The organism is Actinomycetota bacterium (assembly GCA_030774015.1).
GTDB lineage: Bacteria > Actinomycetota > UBA4738 > UBA4738 > JACQTL01 > JALYLZ01.
Map to the genome: position 1 here is coordinate 1 of JALYLZ010000070.1, position 23,897 is coordinate 23,897.

The following is a 23,897-nucleotide window of genomic DNA, read 5'->3' on the forward strand; positions in this document are numbered from 1 at the left end:
GGGCAAGGCAACCAAGAACCGGAGCCTGGAGGCCAAGGGCGCCGTGCAGAAGGCGAAGGGCTCGGTGCAGGACACCGCCGGCAACCTCACCCGCAAGGTCTCGCGCGGGAAATAGCCCACTCGTCAGAACCGGGGCCAGAACAAGCCGTCGCCGGGTGCTGAGGGTCCATCGGCGGGAGAAGCCCGTCCTTCTGACCGTCTATCTGGGACGGCGAGCCTGAGCGTGCGCGCCAGTTCCCCCGACCCGAGCGACCTCGTCCTTTCCGAGCCGAAGAGGACGATCTCCGTGATCCCGAGGCCCGAGCTATTCAGGCGTCGTACAGGAACGACGGATATCGCGTCACCGGTCGATCCGGCCTGGCGAGGGCGATGCAGTACATCTGCTCACCGCGCAACTCTCCAGGGAAGCCGTTCGCCCTCAGCAACGCCTCGACGTCCTGGGCGTCGAAAGAGCCCACCCGCGCAGTCACGAGAGAGATGACCTCGAAACCGGCCGACTCCACAGCTTCGCGTAGCTCTCCCGGAGCGTACTCCCGAACGTGCGGCGTCTCGCTCTCCCGCCCTTCGCCCCCAGGGTTCGGATATTGCGAGTACACCTGTGGGTTCCCGCTCTGGGTGAGGACCCGGGATACCGACGTGAAGCTCGTCACGTTGGGCGTCGTCAGCACCAGGGTCCCGCCTGGTCTGAGCACGCGTCGGATCTCGAGGAGCATATGCATGGGATCGAGGACGAGGTGCTCGATGATCTCGCAGGCGAGGACCGTCTGGAACCTGCCATCGTCATACGGGAAGCGGTCACGCTCCACGTCGAACAGGTCCACCTCGCACCGGAAGATCGCCCTGCCGTCGATCGTCGAGATCTTGGAGTCCGTCTGGCCAAGAGGACCGAAGTACGCGCCACGCACCTCTCCATACTCGAGCAGGCGTCCCAAGGCAGGTGTCATCTGCATGTAGGCCCCCAGCTCGAGGACCTTGTCTGACTTCGTTCCAGGGGGGACGCGCATGAGGGTCTGTACGAGACGAGCCATGCTCTCCTCCAGGTACGTGAGTCCGTTCTCTGGCAGATCAAGGGAGCGGAGAAACGCCTCGAATTCCTGAGCTCTGCTGGGCGGTGTCTCCGCCGTGGCTCTCGAGGCCACCACCGCGACGAAGTGGTCCATCCGACGCTCCCTTCCTCAGGCGCGGCGGCCGGTCCCGCGCCGCCGCCGCAAAACCTCTCCCAGTCCGGGCCTCAGATCAAGACTCGCCCGAAGGAAGCGCGGCTCGGGGAAGGCGTCCTAGTCCTGGGACTCCACATAGGCGAGTGCCCCGGCAGGCGCCGCCCCCATCCACCGGGTCCTTGGTGACCAAACCGTGTGTCAGGAGTTCGATTCCTCCCGGAGGTGCTCCCGGTCTCATAGCGTAGCCTCCCCGGCGCATCCCTTTCAGTAAGTAGACTTCATGAGCTGTGGGCGCGCGTAAAGACCCTGTGGGCCCCCGTTCAGGCGACCGCCTGCGCGACATCCGGGAGGGACGACTCCCGAGCGATCACGTCGTGGCCCAACCAGCCACGGTGCGAGTGACGTCATCGAGACGCACTCCTGGTCCATCGGCGACCAGGACGCGCAGCCGGGTGATGATCTCCTTCTCCATCGACCCCTCGAACCCCACGGCGGATGCTAGCACCACCCCTCAGCTCACATGGAGAGCAAAAGGAGTATGCTCCAGGGGCCGAACCCCAACTCCACGGTTCGCGCGGGTCCAGGGCCCCGACCCACGGTCACCGAGCCGGACCGGCGCGCGAGCGCCGACCCCCCCGCCGAGGGGAGGAGCCGTGGGGTTCGCACCGCAGTTCACCGCCCGGACCGAATCGCGGAACGGCGTCGCCAGCATCGCCCTGTCGGGCGAGCTCGGTATCGCAACGGTTCCAGTCCTGGAAGATCACGTGGCGCTCATCGAGAGCGATGGGGTCGCGGCGATCATGCTCGACCTGCGCGAGCTCACCTTCCTCGACTGCTCAGCTCTGCGTGCACTCCTCGCCGCACGGAAGCGTGCAACGACCAACGGGCGCCGATTGATCCTGATCGGAGCGAGCGCCCGCGCGCGGCGCTTGTTTCAGCTGACCCGAACGGAGTTCCTCCTGGACGAACAGGAGGCCGTCAGCGTGCTCGGCAAGTTCACCGAAAGCCAAACCCACCGGGCAGGTCAGACCGTTGCGGCCCTTGTGGAAGCCCATGTCTGACTGGCGGGAGCAGGAGGCGACGAACGAGACCGTCTTCCGGGACATGAACGAGTGGACGGAGGAGGCGAACGACGCCCGTCTGGGTTCGGACCGTCCCATCGGCGTGTACCTCTGTGAGTGCTCAGACCCTCGATGCACAGAGCCGATCAGCCTGACACGCAGGGAATACGAGGCCGTGCGGGCCGTGCCAGTCCGGTTCGCCATCGCCTTGAACCACGAGAACCCCGAGATCGATCGGGTGCTCTTCGAGAACCAACGATTCGCCACCGTCGAGAAGTTCTTCGGGGCCGGCGCGAAGATCGCCCGGGCAACCAATCCCCGTCGCTAGTCGAGCAGACGAATCACTTGCCGCGCGGAAAGGGACGCGAGCTGGATGGTGAAGCTGGAGAACCGGCCCCGCAACGGGGCGGAGGGTGAGGGCCCGGGTGGGGGCGGAGGCCCCGCTCCCTCCCTCCTGCCGATGAGCGCGTTGAGAGAGGAAAGGTGGAGCTGATGTCTGGTCTGATATGGGTGATCGTCGCGCTCGTCGTGGTCCTTGCTGTGGCCGCGATCGTGTGGCGCCTGGCGTCAAAGCGGCGCACTGGGCAACTGAAGGAGGCGTTCGGACCCGAGTACGAACGATCGAAGGCGGAGGCAGGGAGTCGGCGCAAGGCGGAGTCTGAACTGGCGGCCAGGCAGACGCGACGGGAGGGCCTTGACATCCGGCCGCTCGCGCCCGAGGCGCGCGACCGGTACTCGGCCTCGTGGGTGCAGGTCCAGGGCCGCTTCGTCGATGAGCCCGGTGTGGCCGTGACCGAGGCCGACCGGCTCGTCTCGGCCGTCATGCGCGACCGGGGCTACCCGATGGATGACTTCGACCAGCGCTCCGCCGACATCTCGGTGGACCTGCCGCATGTCGTGGAGGACTACCGGGCGGCGCATGCCATCTCGATGGCGAACGACCACGGGAAGGCCAGCACCGAGGATCTCAGGCAAGCGTTCGTGCACTATCGATCGCTGTTCGACGAACTGCTCGTCGTGCCGGACGACGCCGCTCGCCCCCCGGAGGTGGCCGGCTGAGGGAGCCAGGTGACGAGCATCGTTGCAACGTGGAGTGAACGGGGGAGTCATGGGGAAGGTCCTTTCGCTGCTCTTGACCGTCGTCTACCTGGTCATCGGCGTGATCGTGGCGAACTCCCACCACTACTTCTCGCACGTGAGCGGGTTCAAGCCGATCGCCTCGGCAGTCTTGGCGGTCCTGCTCTGGCCCCTCGTCCTGTTCGGGATCAATCTCCACATCAAGTAGCCACCCACGCGCGCCCGGCGGGTCCGGTCGCTGCACCTGAGGCACGGAAGGAGGAGACGACATGCTCGGTAGCGCGATCGTGGTCCCCGGGATCATCGTTCTGATCGTGGTGATCCTGGTCATCGTGTGGCTGGTGCGGCGGGCGTAGGCGTCTGCGTGGGACCGGACCGGACGTGAGTGAAGCGAGGAGAGGAGCCGCACCGATGGGAGCGAAGTCGGACGAGGCCAAGGGTCGCATGAAAGAGGCCGCCGGGGATCTGACCGGCAACAGAGCCCTCAAGCGACGGGGGCGGGCGGACAGGGTCGGCGCGAAGGTCAAGGGAAAGGTCAGCGAGGGCATCGACAAGGCGAAGGGTGTGATCGGCCAGAACTAGCCACTCGCGGGACACGTCTGGACCGACGGGGCCGAACTTCGTGGGTTGGAGTGGGCAAATTGAGGTTACTCAGAGGTACCGATGCGCCGCGGCGCCCGGCCCCGAACACGGGCTCAGAACCTGAGCCGCCATCGGCGATGAACCAGTAGCCCTACACAGAGAGGGGCGAAATGTCAGTACATGAAGACACCGCAGAGGAAGACACGCCTGAGATGGTCCTTCCGTCTCCGGACGGAGCCGAGTGGCCTACCACGTCCCCGGACGGAGCTCCCGATCCTCCGGGTAGGGTGGTCGTGCTGGACCCAGCCACCGAGTTGGGGCCGCCGGAGGCCGATGACACGGTCCACGTAGAGATGTGCTGCGACGGCTCCAGGACGGCTGAGCAGCACCGGGCCGAATCAGCGGATCACAAGTGCTGCGTCGACAAGTGAGGTAGCGGTACTCCCGCATGCCGTTAGGAGCGAGGCGAGGAATTAGGAAGGAGTGCCATGAACAGGGGTGCAGGCACTGGCTTGATGGCGCTCGGCATCGTGCTGGTGGTGGTAGGCGCCATCATGAGATACGCCGTGACCGCGACGACCCACGGATTCGACATCCACCAGGCAGGCATCATTCTCCTCCTGGTCGGGATCGGTGTCGTCGTCCTGAGCGTGCTCATTCTTGCTCTGGGGGGCAGGAGTCGAAGCACGACCCAAACGGACGTCCGGGAAACTCCCGCTGGCCAAGATCGGACCGAGCAGCGGAGCGACTGGAACACGTAGGTTCTTCCTTGCCAGACCTGAGGACGCGGAGGGCCCCGGGGCGCACAGGCGTCTTCATCGTCGCTGGAGTCGGTGCACTTGATCGACGGCGCGTCATGCTCGTGGTGGGGCCCCACCTGGTCGGGGTCCTGCTCGGTCACCTCGTCTTCTGAGGCTGGCGTCACGGGCGAGGTCACACCGGATGCCTAAGGCGAAGCGAACGACCGCCGCCCAATCTCGCTCCCTGGTGGATACCACTCGGGCCTCGAGTGGTCCGTTTTGGAGGATCTACCTGCGGGCTCTCGGACCGGGCCTGGTGACTGGCGCTTCCGATGATGACCCCTCCGGTATCGCCACCTACGCGCAGGCCGGGGCGCAGTTCGGCTTCGGACTCCTGTGGGCGGCACTGTTGACCTTCCCCCTGATGGCGTCAGTGCAAGAGATCTGCGACCGCACGGCCCTGGCGACGGGGAAGGGGCTCGGCGAGCTCGCGGTAAAGCGGTTCTCCCGCCGGGCGCGCCCGCTGCTGGCCGTGCTGCTCGCCGCACTGGTGGCGGCCAACGCCCTCAACATCGCGGCAGACCTCGTCGCGGTGGGAAGCGGCATGAACCTCCTTCACGCGGGGCCAAGCTGGCTCTGGGCCCTGCTCACGGGCGTGCTCATCACGGTGGCCGTCGTGGGCGGATCGTTCTCCATGATCGCGCGGGCGTTCAAGCTTCTGTGCCTCGCCCTTCTCGCCTACGTGGTCGAGGTGTTCCTGGTGCACGCCTCTTGGGGCACGATCCTGGCGAACACCTTCGTGCCCCACCTGCACCTGACCCGGGCGTACGTGGCCCTGCTGATCGCGGTGCTCGGGACGACGATCTCCCCCTACCTGTTCTTCTGGCAGAGCGCCCATCGGATGGAGGAACTGCGGGACGCACCCGAAGGGGGGAGCCGCGCTGTGACGCTGAAAGAGCATACCCCTCGCAGCGCTCGGGCGAAGCAGCGGTCCGGCCGGATGGATGTCTTCTCCGGGATGGCCTTCTCGAACGTCGTGATGTGGGCCATCATCGTAGTGACCGCTCAGACGCTCGCCACCCACGGCCAGCACGACATCCAAAGCGCTGCCCAAGCCGCCAGTGCGCTCACCCCCATCGCCGGCCGATTCGCCACCACGCTGTTCGCTCTCGGGTTCATCGGCTCGGGGATCCTGGCGGTCCCGGTCCTAGCAGGAGCCGGGGCAGCCGGGATGTCGGGCCTGTTGCACAAGGAGTGGGGCTTCTCTCGCTCGATCCGCAAGGCCCCGGTGTTCTACGGCCTAGTCGCCCTCGGAACGATCGGGGGTGCGGCCCTCAGCCTGGTGCACGTCAACCCGATCAAGCTCCTGGTCATCGTCGCGACGATCAACGGCCTCATCGCCGCCCCGTTCCTCATCCTGGTCATGCTGATCTCAGGGGATCGACGCCTGATGGGCACCTACCGCAACGGGCGCCTCGCATCGATCCTGGGTTGGGTGACGGTGGCCGTCATGGCCGCCGCCGCGGTCGCCTTGGTCTTGCCGAGCGTGACGTGAGCTTCGGATCAGAAATGAGCGCTCAGCCATCGCCTCAGGTCACTAGAGCGTCGCGTATGGGGACCAGCTCCGTGCACGGCGACGACGCTCTCGCTCAGTGGTTCCTGCTGGCGGAGCAGCGTGGGAATCCAGCCACCCGGATCGATCGGCGGCACGTCGATGGCCGTGCCTGGACGGAGGGGAACCTCGTCGAGGCGCTCGTCCACGGCGCGAGGTACTTCGCCAGGCTCCACGACTGCCTATCCGAGCTCGCGGCGGGTGACCGCGTCTACTTCACCGATTGGCGAGGCGATCCCGGCCAGCGGCTCCGAGGTCCGGGCACCGAGCTGGCGCCGTTTCTCGGGAGCCTCACACGTCGAGGGATCGCCGTCCGGGGACTCGTGTGGCGCTCCCATCCCGATCAGGGGAAGTTCAGCGAGCAGGAGAACCAGGAGCTCGGGAAGGTGGTCAACGAAGCAGGCGGGGAAGTCCTGATGGACGAGCGGGTCCGCAGGGCGGGGTGCCACCATCAGAAGCTCGTCCTGCTTCATCACCTCGAACATCCCGACGATGATGTCGCCTTCGTCGGGGGGATCGATCTCTGCCACGGCCGGGCCGACGACGAGCACCATCACGGTGATCCCCAGGCGATCGTCCTGGACAAGCGCTACGGTCCCCGCCCTGCCTGGCACGACGTCCAGCTCGAGATCCGTGGGCCGGCCGTGGGAGACATCGCGGAGACCTTCCGTGAACGCTGGGAGGATCCCACACCGCTTGATCACAAGAACCCGTGGCGGGCGCGGCTGGCCCGGCTCGGCAGGGGGCCTCGCCGAGCGCGACCGCTCCCTCCCATGCCTGCCGATCCCGGCGCGGTCGGCTCCCTCGCCGTGCAGGTCGTTCGGACCTACCCGGCCAAACGTCCTCCCTTCCCGTTCGCTCCCCAGGGAGAACGCAGCGTGGCCCGCGCCTACATGAAGGCCCTCCGCAGGGCTCGCTCGCTGATCTACCTGGAGGACCAGTACCTCTGGTCGGATGAGATCTCGGGTGTGCTCGCCGCGGCGCTGGAGCGCTCGCCGGAGCTGCGCCTGATCGCGGTGGTACCCCGGTTCCCCGACTCGGACGGTCTGCTGTCGGGGCCCCCCAACCGGATCGGACAGCAGGCTGCCCTGAAACGCCTCCGCGAGGCCGGCGGAGAGCGGGTGGCCTTCTATGACCTGGAGAATGACCAGGGACTCCCGATCTACGTGCACGCGAAGGTCTGCGTGGTCGACGATGTCTGGGCCACCGTCGGCTCGGACAACTTGAACCGTCGATCCTGGACGCACGACTCGGAACTCTCCTGTGCGGTGCTGGATTCGAGGCGGGACGCGAGATCTCCCACCGACCCTGGCGGGATGGGCGACGGTGCTCGGGTGTTCGCGCGCGAACTTCGTCTCGAGCTTTGGCGGGAGCATCTGGGCCGCGACGCTGCCGATGCCCACCTGCTCGATCCAGCTCAAGGCTTCGAGACCTGGCGGCGACTTGCTCTCGGCCGCGATGCTTGGCACGGCGGTGGCCGGAAGGGACCACCGCCACCCGGCCGCGTCCGGGTGCACGTGACCGAACCCGTGCGTCCCTGGACGGCCCGGTGGGCGGCTCCTGCCTACCGGATCCTGATCGACCCTGATGGTCGTCCTACCAAGCTCAAACGAGCCCGCCATTTCTGAATCTCCATCCAACTCGACCCCTGGTTGCGTGTTCTTCCCGGACCCGTTGGGAAGGGGTACCGTTGGGGATGATGTTCGAGCGCCACCTACCTCCATCGGTCCGAGCTCAGGGATCGGGCCTTGGAGTTCCTCGCCTCCCTCGCTGGAGAGCGATTCCGACATCGGGGTGCCTGGCTGCTGATCGTTGCCCTGCCGCTGGTCTTTCGACTCCCCGTGCTTCGCAAGCACTGGTACCTGCGCTTCCTGGAGTTCGCGGGAGGCGCAGCCGTGCTCGTCCGACTCGGTGAAGCCATCCGGGACTGGACGCCTTCGACGGGCCGAAGTGGTGCGGAGCCCGAGGGCGCACGACGGTGGGAGGAAGATGCATCGACGCATCTTTGCCCCCGGGGGCGAGGAACCGCACGCGGCGCACCATCCGCAGGCTGATCTGGGCCTCCGAGCGCTGCCTGGGCATCTTCAGGGTAGAGAAGTACCGTCATGAGCGCTGGAGCCGCAGCGAGACTCGACCGCGAAGAGTCGGCAAACGCGACGCCTGATCCTGCCGACTCGGCTCGTGATGCTGGCCTTCGATACGTATCCGACGCGAGCCCCGGGATCATGCGGCGGCGGCGCGGGAGGGGGTTCGAGTACCGTGACGCCGAAGGCCACACGATTCGTGACCCGAAGATGCGCGCCAGGATCCACTCGCTCGCGATCCCGCCGGCGTGGACCGACGTATGGATCTGCCCGAACCCTGGCGGCCATATCCAGGCGACCGGCCGAGATGCCCGTGGCCGCAAGCAGTATCGCTATCATCCACGATGGCGTGAGGTCAGGGACGCCAGCAAGTACGAGCGGACGGTCGCGTTCGGCTTGGCGCTGCCGCTGATCCGCGAACGGACGGACGCGGACCTGGCCAGTTCAGGGCTCCCGCGCGAGAAGGTGCTGGCCGCCGTGGTCCGGCTCCTCGAGGCGACGCTGATCCGTGTGGGCAACGACGAGTACGCACGCGACAACGACTCGTACGGCCTGACGACGATGCGCAACCGCCACGTCGACGTGGAGGGCTCGAGGATCGAGTTTCGGTTCCGGGGCAAGGCTGGGAAGACGCACCGCGTGGGGCTCAACGACCGGCGGCTAGCCCGCGTGGTGCAGCGCTGTCAGGATCTCCCCGGGTACGAGTTGTTCGGATACGTGGACGACGATGGTGAGGTCCGGGACATCGGATCATCGGACATCAACGAGTATCTGCAGGAGATCACCGGCCAGGACTTCACGGCCAAGGACTTCCGAACCTGGGCAGGGACCGTTGCCGCGGCGTGGGCGCTGGAGGAGTTCGAAGCTTTCGATTCCGAGGTGCAGGCGAAACAGAACATCCTGCGCGCGATCGAGAAGGTGGCGGCGACGCTGGGCAACACCCCAGCGGTCTGCCGGAAGTGCTATGTGCACCCGGCGGTACTCGAAGCGTACATGGATGGCTCGATGCTCCAGGCCTTGAGGGAGCGTGCGCAGAAGATGGCACGCTCGCTGAAGGGCCTGGAGCCCGAGGAGGCAGCCGTACTTGCGCTCCTGCAGCGGCGGCTGCACAGTGAGAGCGGCGCGGGGGTCCTGACCAGATGACGCGGCACGTCACCGTGCTGCTGGCTCGATGGCGAGGCCGAGATGGCGATGGCGAGGCCGAGATGGGGAAGGTCACCCGCCCCGAGCCCCGAAGATTGGAGGGTGTCGCTGCCCCTGAAGCGGATGCTCGGCCTGGGGGTGATCCTGGCCCTCGTCGGCGCGGGTTGCAGCAGGAACGGCCAGCTGGGAGCGAAGTCGATCTCTCAGCTGTCGAAGTCGCTGCAATCCGAAGCCGCCGAGGGAGCGCTTCTGGCCGAGGACGCCGCCTCTGGCAGGACGACGCGCATCTACATTCGCGAGCACGTCGCCGAACTCTCCAAGGCCGCGTCCCTGGCAGAGGTCACTCTGAAGGCAGCCAAGACCGAGCCCGCGCTCGAGCCAAAGCTTCGGCAGCTGGCGGTCCTCGCTGGCCAAGTCAGCGCCGACCTCGAGCGCCTCGGCATTGCCTCCAGGGACGAGGACCGCGCCCTCGCCGGTGAGCTCCGGGCCGCCGCCCAGGCGATCGAGAAGATCGGCACGGGCCTTACGTGAGCTGGAAGAACATCCTCGCCGTCGCTCTCGGTATCTTCTCGGCCATCGGCGGGTTCGTCGACATCGGCGACCTCGTGTTCAACACGCAGGCCGGAGCGACCTTCGGCTTCCAGCTCCTATGGGTCGTCGTGATCGGAGTCGCCGGGATCATCGTCTACTCGGAGATGTGCGGGCGCGTCTCGGCGATCGCCAAGCGCCCGGTCTTCGATCTGGTCCGCGAGCGGACCGGCTTCGGTGCGGGACTGGCGACCCTGGTCGCCTCCGAGGTCGTCAACTTGATGACGTGCGCGGCTGAGATCGGAGGTGTCGCCATCTGCCTCCAGCTCCTCTCAGGCCTTCCCTACCGCCTCTTGATCCCGCTGGCGGTCCTGGGCCTCGCCGTCAGCTCCTGGGTGCTGCCCTTCAGGTGGATAGAGCGAGTCTTCGGCTATCTGGGCCTCTGCCTGCTCGTCTTCGCCGTCGCGGCGATCAAGCTCCACCCCAAGTGGAGCCAGGTCGCCCACGGGTTCGTCCCCGGGTCCCATTCCGGCGGGAGCTTGGTGGTCTACCTCTACTTCGTGGTGGGGCTCCTCGGAGCGGCCATGACTCCCTACGAGGTCTACTTCTACTCCTCGGGCGTCGTGGAGGATCGCTGGGGCCTCAAGGATCTCGGCCTGAACAAGGTGACCGCGATCATCGGCTACGCGCTCGGCGGCTTCCTCTCCTTCGCGCTGATGATCGTTGCCGGCGTCCTCTTCCTGCCAAAGGGCATCTCGCCGCAGTTCTTGGGCACCCCGGCGCTGGCCGCGGAGCATGCCTTTGGGCAGGTGGGCCTGGTGCTGGCCCTCGTCGGCATCCTCTTCGCCGTCGGCGGCGCGGCCATCGAGACTTCTTTCGCTGGCGCGTACAATCTGGCCCAGTTCTTCGGCTGGAGGTGGGGCAAGAAGGAGCGACCCGCCAATGCCCCACGCTTCACCCTCTCGTGGCTGATGATCTTCGCCCTGGCTCTCCTGGTCGTCATGACCGGCTATGACCCGGTCAAGCTGACGGAGTACTCGGTCATCTTCTCGGTCGTGGCGCTGCCCTTGACCTACCTGCCCATCCTCCTCATCGCCAACGACCACGCATACATGGGTGCGGAGGTGAACGGAAAGCTTGCCAACTTCCTCGGCGTCCTCTACTTCTTACTCATCCTCGTGATCGCCGTCGCGGCCATCCCCCTGATGCTGCTCACGAACGGAGGGCAGGGATGAGCAAGGTCACCGATGTCGACATCGCCCTCAGCATCCTCGATCACCAGCTCGTCGACGGCGACGGCCAGAACTGCGGGAAGGTCGATGATCTCGAGATCGCCGGTCTCGACGGCGACTCGCCTGAGGTGGTGCAGATCCTCGTCGGCGGCAACGCGTGGCGCTCTCGCGGCCTCCTCGGAAGGCTCGCGGCCCGCCTCTCGGGAGACGCGGTCCACGTGCCGTGGGCCGAGGTCGACTCCGTCACATCTGTTGTAACCCTGAAGCGCCCCGCGGCGGAGTTGCGCTTGAACCGCGGCGCCGACCGCTGGGCGCGCCTCGTCGGAAAGGTGCCGGGATCCTGATGCGTCTGTCGGAGCTCCTCAACCGTGAGGTCGTGAGCGAGTCCGGCCAGCGGCTGGGCCACGTCCACGACGTACGCGGAGAGCTCGTGGGAGGACGCCTGCGGGTGATCGGCCTGGTCGCCGGCAAGCTCGGCATCCTCGAGCGCTATGGCGTCGGCACGCGCGGGAGCGGCGGGCCGGGACAGACGAAGGTGCACGGCCACCCCATCATCCCCTGGGAGCGGGTCGTCCGCGTCGGGTCGGAGGTAGTCGTCCGCGGCTAGGCACAGCCTGTCAAAATTACACTGACGTGATTCTGGCTCTTTCCTAGGTAGGTATCCTCCGAGGAAGGGAATGCCAGCGGGCCCGGCCGGGCCCTCGGGCCGATGGCGTTCCGGGCTTCGCGCTCAGATCCTTCCGTGGACGGCCTCGGGGTCCATCTCGCTGCTGAACTCGAAGGCCGCGGCCTCGCCGTAGTTGGGGTCGAACGACAGGCCGAACGCGTTCGAGCTCCCCGTGGTGCGCCCCACCTGGTACTCGGGGGCGAAGCCGTACATGGCCCCCTTCACCGTGACGGGGGAGCCATCCGGGGCGGTGAACGGCTCGAAGCTGATCTCCGTCTTTCCGGAGACGGACGCTGAAGGGTGGTCACCGTCCGAATACGTCACCGAGCCCCGCTCCGTTCCGAGGTTCTCTCCGAACAGGGCGGCGAGGTCGCCGAAGGGGCCGCCCTCGGTTCCCGACAGGATCTTGCCAAGCGCGTCGGCCTGCTGGTCGGAGGCGCCCTCGTCAATCACCAACCCCACCTTCCAGTTCCCCGACGTGAGGTTCGACGGGAACAGGTTGTAGAAGGCAAAGGTGACGCCCGACAGATCGATGTCGTCGAGGGTTCCTCCGTCGATGTGGAAGACGGCCGCCCCGCGACATTCGCCCTTCCCGGCCGGGTCGTTCGGGACGCCGTCCACCGGGCATGGGCAGATCACGTTGCAGGAGCAACTGGCCAGGTACTGGCCGGTGATCTTGTAGGCCACTAGTCTCTCCTTTCCGGCGGCCTCAGCCGCCCATGAGCCCCGACGCGAACAGCGCGGGGACGAGTGCCATCGCGATTCCCACACCGATCAGGGCGAAGCCGGTTCCCCTGGCCATCCGTGGGCCGAACGGCGCGACCTTCTCCACGAAGATCAAAGTGGCGATCAGCCCCATCCACGCCAGGTTCATCAGCCCGACAGCGAACAACACCACCATCAGCCCCCAGCAGCACCCCAGGCAGAACGTTCCGTGTTCGAGCCCCATCTGCAGCGCCCCCGACAAGCCGCTGCGCCAGCGCATGAGAAACGACAGTGGCGAGCGACAGTGCGACAGGCAGATCGACTTGAGGCGGGACAGCTGGAAAACCCCGGCGCCGGCGAACGCCACCCCGGAAGCCATCGCCGCCGTCCGAAGCGTCATCCGGGGCGCGACGACGAGGACCCCACGGTACAGACCGAACACCGCCACCCCGACGATGGTCCACACCAGGAGATAGCCGCCCACGAAGACCGGAACGGCGAGCGGCCCCTGCCGCCGGGACCGCGACAGCCGCGCATGCGCCACCACCATAGGCGCCGCGGACGGGAACATCATCGCAACCATCATGGTCAGCCACATCCCGATGAACAGCGGGGCGGACATGGCAGCCATAGACATGCCGTTGGCGACCCCCACAAGCCTTGCCACTCCCGGCGCCATGCTCCCGCCACCCGCCCGGTTCGCCGTCACCACCCACGACAGCGCAGAGAGGCCCGCGAGGGAAGCCAGGATCGCGGCGATGGACAGCTTCATGGCATGCGTCGGCCAGGGAGTGGGCCCAGTCCGAACGGAGGGCAACGTGGCCGACATCCGCAGAACCCTAACCAGTCGAACTTGGCTTGTCGAACGGAAAGCCGCCCCCGGATGCGTTCCGCGGACCGCAGCTTCCGCAGAAGTGACGGGATGGGCACGTAGGCTCACCCAGACCTGGTTACACAGGTGGTGAGCTACGTGCCGCTGCCCAAGCTAAACTGAACGCCCGACGTGCTTCGCCGTCAGCCAGCGGGTCTTTCATTCGGAATCGAGTTGACACCCTGCAGACTTGCCGAGTCGTTAGGAGGTGCTCCAGTCGTCCCGTTGCTCGGTCCGCTCTTGGCCTGAGGGAGTTTCCCGGACGTCCGTCCGCGTCGTGCTACGGCTCCTCCCCCCGAGAGCGAGGATGAGCAGGCTCACGACGAAGACTCCGATCCCGACCAGGAGGAGGATGACGCCAGCCTTGTGGATGTCGAATCCAGAGGTATGCGCCGAGACGGCGAACCTCATGATGGCGCCGACGACCACCAGCACGATGCCTAACGCCATTAGACCTATGCCTGAACTCCTGTTCATAGGCCCGAAGTGTAGGCTGCACCGCCAACCGGTTCAAATCACCCGAGTTGCCTCACCTTCGATACCTCACTTGTCGACACAGCACTTGTGATCCGCTGATTCCGCCCGATGCTGCTCAGCAGTCCTTCCGGAGTCGTCGCAACACATCTCTATCTGGAGCGTGCCATCGGCCCCAGCCGGCCCCAACTCGGTGGCTGGGTCCAGCACGACCACCCTACCCGGGGGAGCGGGAGCTCCGTCCGGGGACGTGGTCGGCCATTCGCCTCCGTCCGGAGACGGAAGGACCATCTCAGGCGTGTCTTCCTCAGCGGTGCCTTCATGTAGAGACATTTCGCCCCTTTCTGTGTAGGGCTACGGGTATTGCCGATGGCTCAGGTCCGGCCAGAGGAGTCGTTCCCGACAAAGGGGGCAGATCGAGCCGAGCACCAGATCCCTCCTTCCTTGGTCTCCAAGCGAGCCATCACGCCCGCGTGGGAGTGGCTAGTTCCTCCCCCCGATAACGCCCTTCGCCTTGTCGATGCTCTCGCCGATCTTCCCCTTCACCTTCGCCCCGACCCTGTCCGCCTGCCCCCGTCGCTTGAGGGCCTTGTTACCCGTCAGATCCCCGGCTGCCTCTTTGATGCGACCCTTCGCCTCGTCCGACTTCGCTCCCATCGGTGCGCCTCCTTTCAGCCACGTCGGGTCGGTCGACGCGGCGTTTACACCCTCCGTACCAGATACACGATGAGCAAGATCACCAGGATCAGGACGATGATCCCTGGGATCACAATCGCGGCACCGAGCATGTCGCCTCCTGCTGTGCCGAGGCTCAGCGCCAGGCCGCACTGAGCGCGTGGTTGTTACCTGATGTGGAGATTGGACCTAGGACTGACGAGGGCGCTCTCCTCCTTTCCCGGTCCTCCCGTCGAGAATGGACCGCAGGTCATTGTGTCCCGCACCCGAGCGGCGGTCCTAATGGTCACGAGGCGTCTCGCCGTCGGCTGCCACCGCGAGGGTCCGATGCGCTCGCCAGACGGGCCGGGAAGCCGGGGAGCTTCCGCACGACCGCGAACCCTTCGTGCTCGGCCACCAGCAGGTCGAGTTCTGAGTTCTCATGATCGAGCGCGATGACGAACTGGGCCCCGTGGGCACGGACCTGCTCGTACTCGTCCTGTGTGAGGCTGATCGTGGCCATGCAGGAGGCATCGCTGCACTCGCAGACGTAGCGGTTCGTAGCGCTGCCACCGGGGTGCTCGAGGTAGGCATCCTCGATCTCGTTGATGTCTCGGGCGCGCGTCTCGTTACCGACCTCCCGCTCGCGCCAGTCAGCCACCGGCATGCGCCTCCAACAGTTCGGGGACGGCCTCATCGAGCATGTCGGCCATACCGGTCAGCTCGAAGACCCTCCTGACCATTGGACGACACCGGGTGATGGCGAACCGGCGGCCCTTCTCGCTGGCGCGCCTCGCCGCGCCCGCCGACGCACGCAGGCCGCTCGCGTCCATGAAGGAGAGATCGCTCAGGTCGACGACGACCCGATCACTCCATCGCACGATGGAGGCCAGCTCGTCCTCGAGGAGGGGAGCGGTGAACAGATCCAACTCGCCGCGAACGAACAGTCGAACGAACCCATTGCGGAGGTCGTGTTGCACACCGAACATTGCATCTATCGGAGCTTCCGTGCTGAGCACTCCAGCCTCCTCGCCCCGACCGCTTCGCCCCAAGTGGGGGAGCGGCTCCGCACGGACCGGGAGTTCGGGTCAGGGAGCGAGGGCCGTTCGTTTGGGGCCTGCGCACCGGTACGATAGCACGCCCGCGAGCCCCGCGGAGCAACCGCGTGTCGGCGGGTCATGTCCGCGGCGCTGCTGGCGCCGCCGCGCTCAACGGCGGTACGCTCAGAGGTGATGGTGAAGCCAGGGCCCGGCGGTGCCGCGGCGGGCGCGCCACTTCGCGTCCTCGTCGCCGATGGCCTGAACCTGCGATGGAATGCGGTGACCGCGGCGATCGCCTCATTGGGACATGAGGCGATCGGCAAGAAGACGACCCTGGCCGAGGTCGGTTCGGTCACCGCCTCGGAGTGGCCGGATGTTGCGCTGGTCATCGTGGAGGAGAGCTCGGCTCAAGCACTGAACCTGATCCGCCGGATCACGCACGAAGCCACATGTCCGGTGATCGCGATCCTCGATGTGGAGGACCGGGAATTCGTCGATCAGGCGGCCAGGCTCGGCATCTTCGCGCACATCGTGGGCGGAAAGGGTCTCGAGGAACTGCAGAGCTCGATCGACATCGCCCTCCAGCGCTTCGCCGAATACCATGCCCTGCAGGGGGCGTTCGGGCGGCGGGCGATCACCGAGCGGGCCAAGGGCATCCTCATGGAGCGCCACTCGATCGACGAGGAACGGGCCTTCAACATGATCCGCGATCATTCCCGCCGAACGCACCGAAAGGTTGTGGATGTCGCGGAGGCGATCCTCTCCTCTCATCGTCTCCTGGCGAGTCGGCGCACGGAGGAGCCTGCCGATGTCCCGTTTCCAGAGTCCGCCGACCCCGAGCACAGCTTCGGCAGGGAAGGCTAGCGTCGAAAGAGCGCGTGGCGAGGGGAGCGCCTACCGCCTGCGCGCCAGCACGAACATCACCACGATCGCCACGACCACGACGACGATGACGATCGGAATACCGAGCGACAGAGCGATCATCTGTCCATCCTCGTCTCCTCCACTTGGCGCCGACTCGACTCCGAGGCTACAGGCTGGGGAGGCAACCGCGAAACTCCACGTCCGGACGCTCCGCCTTCGCGGACCCGTTTGGCAACCGATCCCCTCTTGCTGGTCAGAAGCCCCCGGACCGCTTGAGTTCCCGGGGTCGTCCGTCGGGATCCACGGCCAGGCGGTACAGCGGCCGGGCCCACCACGAAGCCCAGGCCGGGACCGCCAGCGGTTGGTGCCGACGGGCGCGGCCCTCGGGACGGGGTCCGTGTTGCCCCTCGGCGTGCCACGTGTCGAGCGCGTCGGCCACACGGCGCCACGCCTCGAAGCCCGCCCGAGGATCCAGCAGCTCTGCCTCGGTCAGCTGGGTTCCCAGGTGCTCGCGCCACAGCGTCGACCGCAGCTGTCGCGGCAGCACCCGCGCCCCGTCGCCGAGCCCGGCGGGATCGACCGGCGGCCGTTCATCACGCTCGGGGTCGAGCACGGCGCACGCGACCTCCGAGTCATGCGTCCAGGAACGCCGGTTCAGGTTGTCCGACCCTACGGCCATCCACACGTCGTCGACGACGCAGAGCTTCCCGTGGACGTATACAGGCCGGCCGGCTTCGTTCTCCAGGTCGTACACACCCACGCGATCGCCGCCTGTCCCTCGCACCATCGCCAATGCTTCCTGTTGCCCGATTCGGTTCAGCGGCCCCGACAGTGTGCCGTCCCGGTCGGGGTACCTTGGCACGACGGCGATCAGCCGCAGCTCGGGCGAGCGCCGGAGCGCGTCGGCGAAGACCCGCGCAACCTCCGTCGACCACAGGTACTGATCCTCGACGTAGATCAGGGACCGGGCACGTGCCAGCGCCTTCGCGTACGCGCGCGCGACGCTCCGCTCGCCCCGCGGCGCGAACGGGAACGGTGGGCGCTTCGCCGGGTAGGTCCGAAGCACCTGCACCGCCATGCTCCCAGCCGAGGGCGGATCGGGCAGCACCGGCGGCAGCGCGCTCGCGCGCCTGGGCTGGCGGAGAAGGCGCCGGATCCGGGCCCGCCACGGGTTTTGGTGATCGAGGGGCGTGGGATCCGACCAGCGCTCGCGGAAGGTCTCGGTGAGGTCGCCGACTGCCGGCCCCCGGACCTCGAGCTGAACGTCATGCCAGGCGGGCCGGGGCCCGTACCGCTCGTCCAGGAGGATGGCTTGGGGATCGCCCCGGTGGCGCTCGTCGTCGCCTCGCCCATGGCAGAGGTCGATCCCCCCGATGAACGCCACGTCCTCCGCGACACGCCCCGCTCGCCGGATCACGGCGAGCTTCTGGTGGTGTGAGCCGAAGCGACGGACCCGCTCGTCGGGCAGTACCTCACCGCCCGCGTCGTTCACGACCCGGCCGACGTGCGCGTTCTCCTCCTCGGCGTATCCCTCCTGGTCGGGGTGCGAACGCCACACCAGCCCGCGCACGTCGACCCCTCGCCGGGCGGCGTCGGCGAGAACCGGGCCGAGCTCCGTACCTGGCCCGGCCAGTCGCTGGCCGGCGTCCCCCCGCCAGTCGAGAAACCACACCTGATCCCCGGGACCGAGGGTGGACAGCTCCTCGTGCAGCCGGGCGAAGTAGGTGGCCCCGTGGACCAGGGGCGTGACGGCGTTCCGGTCGGTCCAGCCTCGGCCGTCCCCCCGGCGCCGATCGATCGCAGACGCATCGTTGCCGCGCTCTTCAGCGCTCAGGAACCACTGCTCGGTGGTCGACATGGGCCTGGCTTATCTTCACCCGATGAGCCGAAGGCCGCTGGCGTCCGAGGTCGAACCTCCAACGACCCACTGACCCCAATCGCAAAGGGTCCTCACAGAGGCCGCCTGCCCGGCGATCGCCATCGGGGCGGGCGCCAACGCTAGAGATCCACCGCCGCCGCTCCCTCGTAGTACCTACGGGGTCCCGCCTGGCGGCCGGTGCCCTTGCGCTACCCAGGGGAGGACCGACCAGGGCAGAGTCCGGGGTCGGTGTCGTTCGGGCGATTGCGGCCGGGGAAGGGAATACCGCCGATGGAGAGCCGAGAGGCAGTTCCCCGGGATCAGGTGGGCCGGGCCGTTGGAATCGTCGGCCTAGTGGGAATCGCCCTGATCCACTTTCTGGACGCGTTCAGCGTGATCGACGAGAGCAAGTTCGTGTTCGGGCTGTACGTCCTGCTGATGATCGTCACGCTCCTCGCGGGCGGGATCCTGCTTCGCACGGACTCCCGGCGCACCTGGATGCTGGCGGGAGGGACCGCCGGCCTGACCCTCCTCGGTTTCGTCCTCACCCGGACGACCGGCTTGCCGGGGTTCCCCGACAGTGTCGGCAACTGGCGGGAGCCGCTGGGCCTGGCCTCGCTGTGGGTCGAGGGCATGGTGCTCCTGCTCAGTGCGTACAAGGTGGTGACGACTCCCCCCATGGACGACGGGTAGACGAGAGCTCAGAACCAGCCGCGCCGCTTGAAGGACGTGAGCAGGAAGACGACGATCGCGATCTCTGCGCCGACGCCAAGGGTGAGGAAGACCGCCATGCTCCCGATGTGGCTGACCATCCAGCGGAAGTTCTGGCCGAAGAACCCGGTGATGAAGGTGAGCGGCAGGAAGATCGTGGCGATCACCGTCAGCTGCTTCATCACGACGTTGAGCCGGTTCGAGACCGTGGATAGGTAGACGTCCATCGCCCCCGTGAGGAGATCGCGGTAGCTGTCGATCAGATCGCTGATCCGGATCAGGTGGTCGTAGACGTCCCGAAAGTAGCGCTCGTCCCCTTCACCGAGTCCGGGCAACTCCGCGATGCCGCCCATCAGGCCCGCGAACGCGTCGCGCTGCGGCGTGACCGCCTTGCGCATCCCCACGAGCAGTCGCTTCATCCCGAACATCTCCTGGAGCTGCCGGTCATCCGCCCGGCGGAAGATACTGTCTTCGAGCTCGTCGATGCGATCGTCGAAGGCTGCCAGGATTGGAAAGAAGCTGTCCGTCAGGCCGTCGACCACCCGGTACAGCAGCAGCGAGGGGCGGTCGATCGCGCTGTCGCGCCGCTGATAGCGTCGGCGGATCTCGGCGAAGGCGGGGCAGTCGTCGCGGTGGATGGTGACGAGGAAGCGCTCCGAGTAGAAGCAGTGCACCTCGACCAGACGGTCTTGGTCGGGGGTCGCCCCGTAGACCACGACGAAGATGAAGTCGTCGTAGTCGTCGATCTTCGCGCGCTGGTCGAAGTGCTCGGAGTCCTCGACGGCAAGCGGATCGAACTTGAAGACGTCGCGGAGGATCTCGAAGTCGGCCGCGCTGGGCTGGTCGAGGTCGAGCCAGAAGAAGCTCCCGCTCGAGAGTCGGGCCTCGACCGTCTCTCGGCTGAAGCGAACTTGCTCGGAGCCGTGGCGGTCGATGACGTAACAGGCCGAGGGGCCTGTCCGATCCGGCGGAGCATCGGCACCCGGAGTTCGCTCAGCGTCCAGGGTGACGGCGAAAGGATCACTCGCCCCCGAATCGTCTGCCATCGCCGCGATGGTACTGCCGAATGCCGCCCGGCGGCCGAATGCCCAGCCCGGCGCATGAAACCTGTCGTCGAGTCCTTGTGGGCCGCATGCCGGTCGAGGACGAGGAGCTGTACATCGGTGGCTCTCTGGGTGCTATGGTGTCGGTGTGCAGGCCCCAGCACATGGCCTCGCAAGGCCGGACCCAGCTCTTGGTCGCAGCGCAGAACCGCTCTCCGCCCGGGGAACAGAACGGGCGGAGGAGGATGGGGTTGCCGAGCAGCAAGGATCCGTCGGAAGCACCGTTCGCCGCGCAAACCGGGCGTCGTCGCCGGGTCGCCAACGCTCCGTGCTGGCGCGCTCGATCTGTCCACCGACACCATGAGCCTCACCTTCGTGGAACTGCGTGCCCCGCCCCTTCGTGCACACGACACAACCTCCTGAGAGGAGGTGAGACGTGCTGGCCCTCACATTGGCGATCCCCGGCATCATCGTTGCCATCTTGGTGATCCTGCTGATCATCTATCTCGTGCGGCGAGCCTGAGCGTGCGCACCGGTTGCATGGACTCGTGACAACGGCAGAACGGAGGAGGTCATCATGGGAGCGAAGGGCGATGAGACCAAGGGTCGCCTCAAGGAGGCCGTAGGGGACCTGACCGGCAACGATCGGCTCAAGCGAGAGGGCAAGGCCGACAGGGCCGGCTCGAAGGTGAAGGGGAAGGTCAACGAGGCGGTCGACAAGGTCAAGGGCGTCGTCGGGCGATGAGAAGCACGTTGGCCCAGCGGACGGACGAAAGGAGCGGGGCATGCCTTTGTGGGGCTGGGTCGTCATCGCGGTCGTGGTGCTGGCGGTCGTCGCTGGCGCGGTTTGGGGGGTCAGGAGGAAGCGTCGCACCGGTTCTCTGCGAGGAGCATTCGGACCCGAGTACGAGCGAACCGTGGCTGACGCGGGGAACCGCAAGAGGGCCGAATCCGAGCTCGAGGAGAGGCAGCAACGGAGGGCCGGGATGGACATCCGGCAGCTGGACCCCGCCGCTCGCGAGCGCTTCCGGCGAGCATGGAGCGCGGCCCAGACCGAGTTCGTGGATTCACCGGCAAAGGCAACCCGTGAGGCCGATCTCCTCGTTGCCGAGGTGATGCGAGATCGAGGCTACCCCATGGAGGACTTCGAGCAGCGGGCGGCTGACATCTCAGTGGACCATCCTGAGGTCGTTGCGAACTACCGGGCTGCACATGGAGTCTCGCTCGCCAACGACCAGGGCAAGGCCTCCACGGAGGACCTGAGGCGGGCCATGGTGCACTATCGATCACTGTTCGAAGAGCTGCTCGAAGCGGAGGACACGGTGCCGAGCCAAAGCGATCAACAAAGATAGCCGGAGGGAGCACGAGGCCCGGTCCAGGGACGAGGGTTCAGCGGCCGAACTCGGGTCGCCGAGAGGAGAGGACACATGAGGTGGAGACGAAGAGGGGGGCGACGATGGAGAGAGGGAGGAGGACGAGCCAATCGCCGAGGCCTGGGCATGCTGTTCGGTTTCCTCGTGCTCGCGGCGCTCGGCGTCATCATCTACCTGCTCGTGAAGTGAGCTGAGCAGCGTCATCCCAGCCAGGGCGGCTGGGGTGCTGCACGGAGGAGAGAGGCGCGGAGCATGAGGGCCTTGATCGTCGTCGTTTACATCGTGGTCGGCGTCATCGTGGCGTCGACTCACCACTACCTCGCCCACCTCGGGGACATCAAGTCCATCGCCTCCGCGGTGCTCGCCATATTGCTCTGGCCCCTGGTCTTGTTCGGCGTGGACCTGCACCTGGGCACGAAGGTCAAGTCACACTGATCTGCTCTTTCGAGCATCCAGGATAGGAGGAAAGCATCATGGCCTTGCTGGCGTATGAACCGACAGAGTTTCTGGAGAACGACGGAGTGGTTCGATTCTTCCCGGCCCTGCCGGGCCGTCGCTTGATGGAGGACGAAACAGCGATCGAGGGTGTCCGGACCTGCGCCCACTGCGGCAGGACCACACCCTTCCGCGCGGCTGGACCCGGTGGATGGGCGGCCTGCGGCGCCTGTGGGGAACTCGCCTAGGTGCAGTTGCCACATCTCGCGATCCGCTCGCGCCTCGCTTCCTTCCGAACGACCCTTGATCTGAGACCCGCGCTGAGAGACCTTTCCCGGCGGCGGGCCGGGACCGGACCGTCGCGTCAGAGGAAGGGAGCGCGGAATGGACCGCTTCGTCGCGGTGGTTGGCTCGATCTCGAAGGACCTGTTCCACCTCCAGGTGCCCTGGGGCGAGAAGGTGATCCGGGCACTGGTGGTCTACGCGTTCCTCGTCCTCGCCCTGCGGCTGTTCGGCCGGCGGGAGCTCGGCCAGTTCACCGCGTTCGACCTGGTGGTGCTGCTCACCCTGTCGAACATCCTCCAGAACGCGATGATCGGGAACGACAGCTCGCTGCTCGGCGGGATGATCGGCGCGGCCGTGCTGCTCAGCGCGAACTTCGGCCTCGCCTATGCCGTGTTCCGCAATCGGTCGGTCCAGCGGGTGGTCACCGGCCAGCCCAGGGTGCTCATCCGGGACGGCTCGGTGCAGGAGGAGGCCCTCGCCGCCGAGCGGCTCACCGAGCAGGACCTGCTCATCACGGTGCGCAACCAGGGCCTGGAGGACTTCAGCAAGGTCCACCTCGCCATCTCCGAGCCGAACGGCACGATCTCGGTGATCCCGAGCAAAGACGGCTAGCAGGAGGGCGCGGCCGGCGGGTTGATGTGATCGGTGCGTAGCCGGGTAGGATGGCCCTCTGACCTGCGAGGATAGGGCCATGACCGAGAAGAACGTCGTCCAGACCATCCACGACACACTTCAGGAGGAGATGCAGGCCGACGACCGCGTCCTGATCCTGGGCGAGGACGTCGGCGCCCGGGGCGGCGTGTTCCGGGTCACCGCCGGGTTCCTGGAGGAGTTCGGCGAGCTGCGGGTGATCGACACCCCGCTGGCGGAGTCCTCCATCGTGGGTGTGGCCATCGGCATGGCCATGCACGGCCTGCTGCCGGTGGCGGAGATCCAGTTCGCCGACTTCATCCACCCGGCCTTCGACCAGATCGTCTCGGAGGCGGCCCGCATCCGGTACCGCTCGAACGGGGACTGGGACTGCCCCATGGTGATCCGAGCCCCGTGGGGTGGTGGCGTGCACGGCGCCCTTTACCACTCCCAGTCCATCGAGGCCTTCTACGGCCACGTCCCCGGGCTGAAGGTCGTGGTGCCATCGACGCCGTACGACGCCAAGGGCCTGCTGCGATCGGCGATCAAAGACCCCGACCCGGTCCTGTACCTGGAGCACAAGAAGACGTACCGGCTGATCAAGGGCGAGGTGCCCGACGAGTCGTACGAGGTCCCCATCGGGGTGGCCGACGTGAAGCGCGAAGGGGACGACCTCACCGTGGTGGCGTACGGGCTGATGCTGCACCTGTGCCTGGAAGCCGCCCAGCGGCTCCAGCAGGAGGAGGGCCTGTCCGCGGAGGTGGTGGACGTGCGCACGATCGCCCCCCTGGACAAGCAGACCATCCTGGACAGCGTGCGCAAGACGGGCAAGGCCATGGTGGTGTACGAGGACAACCGGACCTACGGCGCCGGGGCGGAGATCGCCGCCACCATCGCCGAGGAGCTCATGTTCGACCTGGACGGGCCCATCGTGCGCCTCGGCGGTCCGGACGTGCCGGCGATGCCCTTCTCGACGCCGCTCGAGCACTACTTCATGCCCGACACCGAGCGCATCTACGCGGCCATGAAGGATCTCGCCCAGTTCTAATCAGGTGGCCGAGTCCAAGG

General features: G+C 66.8%; 30 protein-coding genes. 20 read left to right on the forward strand and 10 right to left on the reverse strand.

Annotated elements, in window-relative coordinates:
- Positions 1 to 308 precede the first annotated feature (308 nt).
- A complete protein-coding gene (locus tag M3Q23_07045; protein MDP9341851.1) occupies positions 309 to 1,160 on the reverse strand; it encodes a class I SAM-dependent methyltransferase in 852 nt (283 codons plus the stop codon).
- A gap of 367 nt (positions 1,161 to 1,527) precedes the next feature.
- A complete protein-coding gene (locus tag M3Q23_07050; protein ID MDP9341852.1) occupies positions 1,528 to 1,668 on the reverse strand; it encodes a hypothetical protein in 141 nt (46 codons plus the stop codon).
- 145 nt (positions 1,669 to 1,813) lie between these two features.
- Between M3Q23_07050 and M3Q23_07055 the strand changes: the two genes are divergently transcribed.
- From M3Q23_07055 to M3Q23_07115, 13 genes are all read left to right on the forward strand, one after another.
- Positions 1,814 to 2,221: an STAS domain-containing protein gene (locus M3Q23_07055; GenBank protein ID MDP9341853.1), complete on the forward strand. Its 408-nt coding sequence runs from the start codon at positions 1,814 to 1,816 to the stop codon at positions 2,219 to 2,221.
- A complete protein-coding gene (locus M3Q23_07060; protein ID MDP9341854.1) occupies positions 2,214 to 2,549 on the forward strand; it encodes a hypothetical protein in 336 nt (111 codons plus the stop codon). The genes M3Q23_07055 and M3Q23_07060 overlap by 8 nt, the downstream gene beginning before the upstream one ends.
- A gap of 164 nt (positions 2,550 to 2,713) precedes the next feature.
- Positions 2,714 to 3,280: a hypothetical protein gene (locus M3Q23_07065; protein ID MDP9341855.1), complete on the forward strand. Its 567-nt coding sequence runs from the start codon at positions 2,714 to 2,716 to the stop codon at positions 3,278 to 3,280.
- A gap of 49 nt (positions 3,281 to 3,329) precedes the next feature.
- Positions 3,330 to 3,506, forward strand: a complete 177-nt coding sequence (locus tag M3Q23_07070) for a hypothetical protein (GenBank protein ID MDP9341856.1) — start codon at positions 3,330 to 3,332, stop codon at positions 3,504 to 3,506.
- Positions 3,507 to 3,709: 203 nt separating this feature from the next.
- Positions 3,710 to 3,880, forward strand: coding sequence for a CsbD family protein (locus M3Q23_07075; GenBank protein ID MDP9341857.1), 171 nt, complete (start codon positions 3,710 to 3,712; stop codon positions 3,878 to 3,880).
- A gap of 515 nt (positions 3,881 to 4,395) precedes the next feature.
- Entirely contained in the window at positions 4,396 to 4,641 is a 246-nt protein-coding gene (locus tag M3Q23_07080) for a DUF6458 family protein (protein MDP9341858.1), read from the forward strand.
- 295 nt (positions 4,642 to 4,936) lie between these two features.
- Positions 4,937 to 6,175: an Nramp family divalent metal transporter gene (locus tag M3Q23_07085; GenBank protein MDP9341859.1), complete on the forward strand. Its 1,239-nt coding sequence runs from the start codon at positions 4,937 to 4,939 to the stop codon at positions 6,173 to 6,175.
- Positions 6,176 to 6,231: 56 nt separating this feature from the next.
- A complete protein-coding gene (locus tag M3Q23_07090) occupies positions 6,232 to 7,860 on the forward strand; it encodes a phospholipase D family protein (protein ID MDP9341860.1) in 1,629 nt (542 codons plus the stop codon).
- A 477-nt stretch (positions 7,861 to 8,337) separates the two neighbouring features.
- Positions 8,338 to 9,459 carry a DNA topoisomerase IB gene (locus M3Q23_07095; protein MDP9341861.1) on the forward strand — a complete coding sequence of 374 codons (1,122 nt, stop codon included), beginning with the start codon at positions 8,338 to 8,340 and terminating at the stop codon, positions 9,457 to 9,459.
- A gap of 102 nt (positions 9,460 to 9,561) precedes the next feature.
- Complete coding sequence (locus M3Q23_07100; protein MDP9341862.1) at positions 9,562 to 9,990, forward strand: hypothetical protein; 429 nt, start codon at positions 9,562 to 9,564, stop codon at positions 9,988 to 9,990.
- Positions 9,987 to 11,222 carry a divalent metal cation transporter gene (locus M3Q23_07105; GenBank protein MDP9341863.1) on the forward strand — a complete coding sequence of 412 codons (1,236 nt, stop codon included), beginning with the start codon at positions 9,987 to 9,989 and terminating at the stop codon, positions 11,220 to 11,222. Before M3Q23_07100 ends, M3Q23_07105 begins: the two co-directional genes overlap by 4 nt.
- Positions 11,219 to 11,563 carry a hypothetical protein gene (locus M3Q23_07110; protein MDP9341864.1) on the forward strand — a complete coding sequence of 115 codons (345 nt, stop codon included), beginning with the start codon at positions 11,219 to 11,221 and terminating at the stop codon, positions 11,561 to 11,563. Before M3Q23_07105 ends, M3Q23_07110 begins: the two co-directional genes overlap by 4 nt.
- The gene (locus M3Q23_07115; protein ID MDP9341865.1) at positions 11,563 to 11,826 is read left to right on the forward strand and encodes a PRC-barrel domain-containing protein; all 264 of its coding nucleotides are present in this window, start codon (positions 11,563 to 11,565) and stop codon (positions 11,824 to 11,826) included. The genes M3Q23_07110 and M3Q23_07115 overlap by 1 nt, the downstream gene beginning before the upstream one ends.
- Before the next feature lie 123 nt (positions 11,827 to 11,949).
- Here the strand turns inward: M3Q23_07115 and M3Q23_07120 are convergent, their stop codons facing one another.
- The 6 genes from M3Q23_07120 to M3Q23_07145 all read right to left on the reverse strand — a co-directional run bounded on the left by M3Q23_07120 (position 11,950) and on the right by M3Q23_07145 (position 15,519).
- On the reverse strand, positions 11,950 to 12,573 hold the full coding sequence (locus M3Q23_07120; protein MDP9341866.1) for a DUF1326 domain-containing protein: 624 nt from the start codon (positions 12,571 to 12,573) through the stop codon (positions 11,950 to 11,952).
- A 22-nt stretch (positions 12,574 to 12,595) separates the two neighbouring features.
- Positions 12,596 to 13,363 (reverse strand): DUF2182 domain-containing protein, encoded by a 768-nt coding sequence (locus tag M3Q23_07125; GenBank protein MDP9341867.1) that lies wholly within the window; start codon positions 13,361 to 13,363, stop codon positions 12,596 to 12,598.
- Positions 13,364 to 13,663: 300 nt separating this feature from the next.
- Positions 13,664 to 13,891 carry a DUF6458 family protein gene (locus M3Q23_07130; protein ID MDP9341868.1) on the reverse strand — a complete coding sequence of 76 codons (228 nt, stop codon included), beginning with the start codon at positions 13,889 to 13,891 and terminating at the stop codon, positions 13,664 to 13,666.
- Between the two features lie 528 nt (positions 13,892 to 14,419).
- On the reverse strand, positions 14,420 to 14,593 hold the full coding sequence (locus M3Q23_07135; GenBank protein ID MDP9341869.1) for a CsbD family protein: 174 nt from the start codon (positions 14,591 to 14,593) through the stop codon (positions 14,420 to 14,422).
- A 304-nt stretch (positions 14,594 to 14,897) separates the two neighbouring features.
- Positions 14,898 to 15,251 (reverse strand): hypothetical protein, encoded by a 354-nt coding sequence (locus tag M3Q23_07140; protein MDP9341870.1) that lies wholly within the window; start codon positions 15,249 to 15,251, stop codon positions 14,898 to 14,900.
- Entirely contained in the window at positions 15,244 to 15,519 is a 276-nt protein-coding gene (locus M3Q23_07145) for an STAS domain-containing protein (GenBank protein ID MDP9341871.1), read from the reverse strand. Before M3Q23_07145 ends, M3Q23_07140 begins: the two co-directional genes overlap by 8 nt.
- Positions 15,520 to 15,768: 249 nt before the next feature.
- Here M3Q23_07145 and M3Q23_07150 point away from each other — a divergent pair, with 249 nt between their 5' ends.
- Complete coding sequence (locus M3Q23_07150) at positions 15,769 to 16,494, forward strand: ANTAR domain-containing protein (protein ID MDP9341872.1); 726 nt, start codon at positions 15,769 to 15,771, stop codon at positions 16,492 to 16,494.
- A 253-nt stretch (positions 16,495 to 16,747) separates the two neighbouring features.
- On the opposite strand, the gene M3Q23_07155 is transcribed toward M3Q23_07150, so the two are convergent.
- A complete protein-coding gene (locus M3Q23_07155) occupies positions 16,748 to 18,352 on the reverse strand; it encodes a phospholipase D family protein (protein ID MDP9341873.1) in 1,605 nt (534 codons plus the stop codon).
- Between the two features lie 354 nt (positions 18,353 to 18,706).
- Between M3Q23_07155 and M3Q23_07160 the strand changes: the two genes are divergently transcribed.
- Positions 18,707 to 19,045, forward strand: coding sequence for a hypothetical protein (locus M3Q23_07160; protein MDP9341874.1), 339 nt, complete (start codon positions 18,707 to 18,709; stop codon positions 19,043 to 19,045).
- An 8-nt stretch (positions 19,046 to 19,053) separates the two neighbouring features.
- Here the strand turns inward: M3Q23_07160 and corA are convergent, their stop codons facing one another.
- Positions 19,054 to 20,109: a magnesium/cobalt transporter CorA gene (corA, locus tag M3Q23_07165; GenBank protein MDP9341875.1), complete on the reverse strand. Its 1,056-nt coding sequence runs from the start codon at positions 20,107 to 20,109 to the stop codon at positions 19,054 to 19,056.
- Between the two features lie 574 nt (positions 20,110 to 20,683).
- Between corA and M3Q23_07170 the strand changes: the two genes are divergently transcribed.
- From M3Q23_07170 to M3Q23_07190, 5 genes are all read left to right on the forward strand, one after another.
- A complete protein-coding gene (locus M3Q23_07170; GenBank protein MDP9341876.1) occupies positions 20,684 to 20,851 on the forward strand; it encodes a CsbD family protein in 168 nt (55 codons plus the stop codon).
- Positions 20,852 to 20,891: 40 nt separating this feature from the next.
- A complete protein-coding gene (locus M3Q23_07175) occupies positions 20,892 to 21,458 on the forward strand; it encodes a hypothetical protein (protein ID MDP9341877.1) in 567 nt (188 codons plus the stop codon).
- A 273-nt stretch (positions 21,459 to 21,731) separates the two neighbouring features.
- On the forward strand, positions 21,732 to 21,914 hold the full coding sequence (locus tag M3Q23_07180; GenBank protein MDP9341878.1) for a hypothetical protein: 183 nt from the start codon (positions 21,732 to 21,734) through the stop codon (positions 21,912 to 21,914).
- 384 nt (positions 21,915 to 22,298) lie between these two features.
- Positions 22,299 to 22,811: a DUF421 domain-containing protein gene (locus M3Q23_07185; protein MDP9341879.1), complete on the forward strand. Its 513-nt coding sequence runs from the start codon at positions 22,299 to 22,301 to the stop codon at positions 22,809 to 22,811.
- Positions 22,812 to 22,890: 79 nt separating this feature from the next.
- Positions 22,891 to 23,877 carry an alpha-ketoacid dehydrogenase subunit beta gene (locus tag M3Q23_07190; protein ID MDP9341880.1) on the forward strand — a complete coding sequence of 329 codons (987 nt, stop codon included), beginning with the start codon at positions 22,891 to 22,893 and terminating at the stop codon, positions 23,875 to 23,877.
- The last annotated feature ends 20 nt before the right edge of the window (positions 23,878 to 23,897 follow it).

Excerpts from the sequence above, each read along its gene's own strand:
- M3Q23_07045 (MDP9341851.1), bottom strand. The coding sequence starts at position 1,160 with ATGGACCACTTCGTCGCGGTGGTGGCCTCGAGAGCCACGGCGGAGACA.
- M3Q23_07060 (MDP9341854.1), top strand. The coding sequence starts at position 2,214 with ATGTCTGACTGGCGGGAGCAGGAGGCGACGAACGAGACCGTCTTCCGG.
- M3Q23_07065 (MDP9341855.1), top strand. The coding sequence starts at position 2,714 with ATGTCTGGTCTGATATGGGTGATCGTCGCGCTCGTCGTGGTCCTTGCT.
- M3Q23_07070 (MDP9341856.1), top strand. The coding sequence starts at position 3,330 with ATGGGGAAGGTCCTTTCGCTGCTCTTGACCGTCGTCTACCTGGTCATC.
- M3Q23_07075 (MDP9341857.1), top strand. The coding sequence starts at position 3,710 with ATGGGAGCGAAGTCGGACGAGGCCAAGGGTCGCATGAAAGAGGCCGCC.
- M3Q23_07080 (MDP9341858.1), top strand. The coding sequence starts at position 4,396 with ATGGCGCTCGGCATCGTGCTGGTGGTGGTAGGCGCCATCATGAGATAC.
- M3Q23_07090 (MDP9341860.1), top strand. The coding sequence starts at position 6,232 with ATGGGGACCAGCTCCGTGCACGGCGACGACGCTCTCGCTCAGTGGTTC.
- M3Q23_07095 (MDP9341861.1), top strand. The coding sequence starts at position 8,338 with ATGAGCGCTGGAGCCGCAGCGAGACTCGACCGCGAAGAGTCGGCAAAC.
- M3Q23_07110 (MDP9341864.1), top strand. The coding sequence starts at position 11,219 with ATGAGCAAGGTCACCGATGTCGACATCGCCCTCAGCATCCTCGATCAC.
- M3Q23_07115 (MDP9341865.1), top strand. The coding sequence starts at position 11,563 with ATGCGTCTGTCGGAGCTCCTCAACCGTGAGGTCGTGAGCGAGTCCGGC.
- M3Q23_07125 (MDP9341867.1), bottom strand. The coding sequence starts at position 13,363 with ATGAAGCTGTCCATCGCCGCGATCCTGGCTTCCCTCGCGGGCCTCTCT.
- M3Q23_07135 (MDP9341869.1), bottom strand. The coding sequence starts at position 14,593 with ATGGGAGCGAAGTCGGACGAGGCGAAGGGTCGCATCAAAGAGGCAGCC.
- M3Q23_07150 (MDP9341872.1), top strand. The coding sequence starts at position 15,769 with ATGTCCGCGGCGCTGCTGGCGCCGCCGCGCTCAACGGCGGTACGCTCA.
- M3Q23_07155 (MDP9341873.1), bottom strand. The coding sequence starts at position 18,352 with ATGTCGACCACCGAGCAGTGGTTCCTGAGCGCTGAAGAGCGCGGCAAC.
- corA (MDP9341875.1), bottom strand. The coding sequence starts at position 20,109 with ATGGCAGACGATTCGGGGGCGAGTGATCCTTTCGCCGTCACCCTGGAC.
- M3Q23_07170 (MDP9341876.1), top strand. The coding sequence starts at position 20,684 with ATGGGAGCGAAGGGCGATGAGACCAAGGGTCGCCTCAAGGAGGCCGTA.
- M3Q23_07175 (MDP9341877.1), top strand. The coding sequence starts at position 20,892 with ATGCCTTTGTGGGGCTGGGTCGTCATCGCGGTCGTGGTGCTGGCGGTC.
- M3Q23_07180 (MDP9341878.1), top strand. The coding sequence starts at position 21,732 with ATGAGGGCCTTGATCGTCGTCGTTTACATCGTGGTCGGCGTCATCGTG.
- M3Q23_07185 (MDP9341879.1), top strand. The coding sequence starts at position 22,299 with ATGGACCGCTTCGTCGCGGTGGTTGGCTCGATCTCGAAGGACCTGTTC.
- M3Q23_07190 (MDP9341880.1), top strand. The coding sequence starts at position 22,891 with ATGACCGAGAAGAACGTCGTCCAGACCATCCACGACACACTTCAGGAG.